At 73.5% G+C, this 4512-nt stretch carries 5 protein-coding genes and 2 pseudogenes; all 7 read right to left on the bottom strand.

The annotated features are described in order from the left end of the window. The coding region (locus DZF91_RS08935) for a hypothetical protein (protein ID WP_117357002.1) at positions 1-627 on the bottom strand (627 nt) is incomplete at its 3' end. Between the two features lie 154 nt (positions 628-781). Further along, a pseudogene (locus DZF91_RS08930) lies at positions 782-1799 on the bottom strand (DivIVA domain-containing protein); the annotation flags it as partial. A 73-nt stretch (positions 1800-1872) separates the two neighbouring features. Beyond that, positions 1873-2157 (bottom strand): YggT family protein, encoded by a 285-nt coding sequence (locus DZF91_RS08925; RefSeq protein ID WP_117357001.1) that lies wholly within the window; start codon positions 2155-2157, stop codon positions 1873-1875. Between the two features lie 23 nt (positions 2158-2180). Then, on the bottom strand, positions 2181-2744 hold the full coding sequence (locus DZF91_RS08920) for a cell division protein SepF (RefSeq protein WP_117357000.1): 564 nt from the start codon (positions 2742-2744) through the stop codon (positions 2181-2183). Positions 2745-2864: 120 nt separating this feature from the next. After that, positions 2865-3587 (bottom strand): YggS family pyridoxal phosphate-dependent enzyme, encoded by a 723-nt coding sequence (locus DZF91_RS08915; RefSeq protein WP_117356999.1) that lies wholly within the window; start codon positions 3585-3587, stop codon positions 2865-2867. Beyond that, positions 3568-4320, bottom strand: a complete 753-nt coding sequence (pgeF, locus tag DZF91_RS08910; protein WP_117356998.1) for a peptidoglycan editing factor PgeF — start codon at positions 4318-4320, stop codon at positions 3568-3570. The genes DZF91_RS08915 and pgeF overlap by 20 nt, the downstream gene beginning before the upstream one ends. An 11-nt stretch (positions 4321-4331) precedes the next feature. Further along, a pseudogene (locus tag DZF91_RS08905) lies at positions 4332-4512 on the bottom strand (cell division protein FtsZ); the annotation flags it as partial.

The following is a 4512-nucleotide window of genomic DNA, read 5'->3' as shown; positions in this document are numbered from 1 at the left end:
GGACGCCGCGGGGCCGGAGGGGCCGCCGGACGGCGCGTCGCCCTGCTCGGCGCCGGACTCGCCGGACGTGGCCGGGGCGCCGACGGAGATGGCGGCGCGCGCGGCGAGCGCGGTGTCGGGGAGGCAGGCGGTGCAGGGGCTGAACCCCTCCTCTCGCGCCTCGGCGTAGGTCAGTTCCTCGGTCTCGCGGCCCGCCAGCTGGCGGCAGGTGTCCAGGTGGTAGCGCTTGCGGCCGCGCACGACATGGACGATCGCGTCGTCCGGGACGTCCGCGGGCTGGAGCGGGATCACGACCTCGCCCTCCGGGTCGCCGTCGCCGCCCGACTGGGGGACTCCCGGCGCGGTGGGCTGGGCGGCCGTGCCGCCCCTGCGGGCCTTGCCGGCCTTCGCGGCCTTGCGGTCGCGGCGGGGGGACGCCGCGGCACCGCCCCCGAAGATCTCCTTGCGCCGGAGGAACACCCCGACGAGCAGGCAGAGCGCCGACACGAGGCTGACCGCGATGGACGTGTAGGTCACCACGAGGGCGTCCACACCGAACAGCTGCGCGCTGTCACTGTTGCCCGCGACGATGCCCGCCACGAGCAGGGCGATCGCCACCACCACGAGAACGCCGCTCAGGATGATCACAGGGTCTCTCTCTCCCTACGGTCCGCGCCCGGGGCCGTGTCAGGCCCGGCGGACACCGACGATGTGCCCGGATACGCCGATGCCGCCGGGATGGCCCACGGCCATCCGCGGCGCGGCGATCGACAAGACACTATCGCCTGCGGGGCGGGCGTCAGCGCCTCTCGTGCGGCGGGTTGTCGCCGGTGTGGAAGGCGCCGGTCGCCGAGTGCTGCACCTGCTGGTTGTGCTGGGAGGTCTCGGGGGAGCCGAAGGGGGAGGTCCCGGGCTGGGAGGACGCGCCGTTGCGCTGGTCGGCGGGGGCCGCGATCGGCTGCGGGCCGGTCTGCGCCGCGCCGACGGACGGGGACGGGAAGGCGCCGGCCTCGGCGGACCCGGCCTCCAGGTCGCGCAGCTGGCCCTCCAGGTAGACCTTCAGCCGGCTGCGGTACTCGCGCTCGAAGGCGCGCAGGTTGTCGACCTCGCGCTCGAGCTCCTCGCGCTGCTGCACCAGCGAGCCCATGACCTGGCGGTGCCGCTCCTGGGCGTCGCGGTCCAGGGCCTCGGCGCGGGAGCGCGCCTCGGAGACGATCTGGTCGGCCTGGCGGCGGGCCTTGCCGAGGATCTCCTCGGCCTCGCGGCGGGCGCGGCCGAGCGTCTCGTCGGCCTCCCGGCGGGCGTCGGCGATGGCCTGGTCGGCGGTCTGCTGGGCGAGCGCCAGGACGCGGGCCGCGGTGTCCATGTTGTCTTCGCCGGACGGCTGGCCCATGCCGAGGCCGCCACCGAGCTGACCGCCCAGCTGACCGCCGCCGAGCGTCCATGTTGTCTTCGCCGGACGGCTGGCCCATGCCGAGGCCGCCACCGAGCTGACCGCCCAGCTGACCGCCGCCGAGCTGCCCGCCGCCCAGCTGCCCGCCGCCGAGCTGCCCGCCGCCGAGCTGCGCCGGCTCGGGCTCGGGCTGCGGCTCGGGCCGCGGCGGCTCGGGGATCTTGGTGACGTCCGGCTTGGGCTCGACGATGGGGGCGGCCATGGCCGGAACCTTGCCGCGCAGGCACTCGGCGAGCTTGGCGCGCAGCTCCTCGTTCTCCTGGATGAGGCGGTCGAGCTCGGCCTCGACCTCGTCGAGGAACGCGTCCACCTCCTCCTCGTCGTACCCCGGCCTGAGCCTGGTGGTACTGAACTGCTTGTTCCGCACGTCGGCGGGTGTCAGCGGCATGCTCGTCTCCTTGGCGCGCTTGGAGTCCTGTCCGGATAAGGACGGTATCTGATCAGAGCATCTGCACGAAGATGATCAAGACCCAGACCACAAAGAAGAGGAATGTGAAGCTGAGGTCCAGTGCCACGTTACCCAGCCGTATGGGTGGGATGAAACGCCGGAGAAGCTTCAGTGGCGGATCGGTGACGGTGTAGACGGTCTCGGCGATGACCAGGACCACCCCCGTCGGCCGCCACTCCCGGGCGAACGACCGCAGGACTTCGAGGACCAGCCTCCCGATGAGGAACAGGAGGAACAGGTACAGGACGTATTGCAGGATCAGTCCAACGATATGCACGAACGCTCTCTCGGTCTCGGCTGTCAGCTCTGGTTGAAGAACCCTCGTTCCGCCATCCGGGCCTTGTCCTCCGCCGTCACCTCCACGTTGGCGGGTGACAGGAGGAACACCTTGTTCGTAACACGCTCGATGCTGCCGTGCAGGCCGAACACCAGACCTGCCGCGAAGTCGACCAGGCGCTTGGCGTCACTGTCGACCATCTCGGTCAGGTTCATGATGACCGGCGTGCCCTCACGGAAGTGCTCCCCGATGGTCCTGGCTTCGTTGTAGGTCCTGGGGTGCAGCGTAGTGATGCGCGCGAGGTCGGTGGTAGCGGAGGACTCGTAGAGCGCCACGGACCGCCGGTCCGGGGCCGCCGCGACGAGATCGCGTTCACGGTCCGCCACGTCGTCGGCTCGGGTAGGCTGAACGCCCGCCTCGTCCTCGCGGTGGCCGCCGCGCCGACCCGGGACCGGGTCGTTCTCGTCGTCGTAGACCTCGTACTCGTCGTAGTCGTCGTACTTGTCGTACTTGCTGAACTTCTCGTCGTAGCGGTCGTCCTCCACAAGGCCGAGGTAGACCGCCATCTTGCGCATCGCGCTGGCCATACGCCCCTCCGTCGTCCTGTGGCCGCGGCACCGGCGCCCCCTGCCGGGCCTGGCGCCGCCGTCGGACTCTTCCGCCTGCCTGTGGAAACCGCCGTCGGGACGGCCGCCACTGGGGGGACATTACCTGACGATTGCGCTCCGGCCGCCGAGCAACGCCGTACCGACACGCACGTGTGTCGCGCCACACGCGATCGCCGACTCGAGGTCACCGCTCATCCCCGCCGACATGATCGTGGCACCCGGGTGTGACAGTCGCACCTCATTTGCCACCCGCGCCAGCCGTTCGAAGGCGGGCCGCGGGTCCGCTCCGAGCGGGGCGACGGCCATCACCCCGCCGAGCTCCAGGCCGTCCGCCGCGGCGATCGCGTCGGCGAGGGACGGCACGTCGGCCGGGTCCGCGCCGCCGCGCCCCTCCCCCTCGTCCAGCGAGACCTGCACCAGGCAGCGCACCGTCCGGTCCGCGGCCCCGGCGGCCTGGGCGAGCGCCCGGACCAGCCGCGGCCGGTCGACCGACTGGACGACGCCCGCGTAGGACGCCACCGACTTGGCCTTGTTGGTCTGCAACTGCCCGACGAAGTGCCAGGTCAGGTCGAGATCGGCGCACTCGGCCGCCTTGGGGGCGGCCTCCTGGTCGCGGTTCTCGGCGACCTGGGCGAGGCCGAGTCCGGCCAGCAGCCGCACGTCGGACGCGGGGAACGTCTTGGTCACCGCGACGAGCGTCACGTCGCCGGGGTCCCGGCCCGCGGCGGCGCAGGCGGCGGCGATCCGCTCCCGCACCTCCGCGAGGTTGGCCGCCAGCTCCGCCCGCCGGGCCGCCGGATCGCTAGAGGTCGTCGGGGTCATCGCTGTCGTCGTCCTTCAGCCATACGAACCCGGCGAAGCGGCCGGTGCGGCCCTCCCGCCGGTAGGAGAAGAGGTCGGGGGTCTCGATGGTGCAGCGCGGGTCGACCCGGACACCGGTCACGCCGAGGGCGGCGAGCTGCTCGACGATCCCGGCGCGCAGGTCGAGGCCGGGCGTGCCGGCGCGGGTGGTGGCGTACGCGGCGGGCACCCGGGCGGCGACCCCGTCCCGCATCTCCGCCGGCACCTCGTAGCAGGAGCCGCAGGCGGCGGGCCCGATCGCGGCCGTGATCCGGGCGGGCTCGGCGCCGTGCTCGCGCATCCGCGCGACCACCGCGGGGACGACCCCGGCCAGGGTGCCGGGGCGTCCGGAGTGCGCCGCGCCGACCACGCCCGCGACCGGGTCGGCCAGCAGCACCGGGGCGCAGTCGGCGACCAGGACGGCGAGCACCAGGCCGGGGACCGTGGTGACGACGCCGTCCACGGCGCCGTCCAGCCCTGCGGGTGAGCTGACGAACGCGACGTCCGCGCCGTGCACCTGCCGCATCCAGACGGTGCGGCCGGGGTCGACGCCGAGGGCGGCGGCGGCGCGCTCGCGGTTGGTGCGCACGGCGGCCGGGTCGTCGCCGACCGCGCCGCCGAGGTTCAGGGCCGTGAAGGGCGCCGTGCTGACGCCGCCCGCGCGGTCGGTGAACGCGGCGCCGATCCCGGCGCCGAGGGGGGTTTCGGTGATCACTGAGGGGGAGGTCACTTCAGGAAGTCGGGAACGTCGAGGTCGTCCTCGTCCTCCTCGAACACGACCCGCCGGTTGCGGGACGGCGCGGGGGCGCTGCCGGACTCGCCCGCGTGCACCCGGGAGGGGGCGGGCTCGGGACGTGCGGGGGCCGTGCGCGCGGCCTGCTCGACGACGGGCGCGGGCTCGCCGCGC

Source organism: Actinomadura logoneensis (genome assembly GCF_003428695.1).
Taxonomy (GTDB): Bacteria; Actinomycetota; Actinomycetes; order Streptosporangiales; family Streptosporangiaceae; genus Spirillospora; species Spirillospora logoneensis.
Note: the sequence above shows the minus strand (reverse complement) of the source record. Positions and strands in the feature narration are given on the sequence as shown.

Coding starts and splice junctions, on each gene's coding strand:
- DZF91_RS08920 (WP_117357000.1), bottom strand. CDS start 2,744: ATGGCCAGCGCGATGCGCAAGATGGCGGTCTACCTCGGCCTTGTGGAG.
- DZF91_RS08915 (WP_117356999.1), bottom strand. CDS start 3,587: ATGACCCCGACGACCTCTAGCGATCCGGCGGCCCGGCGGGCGGAGCTG.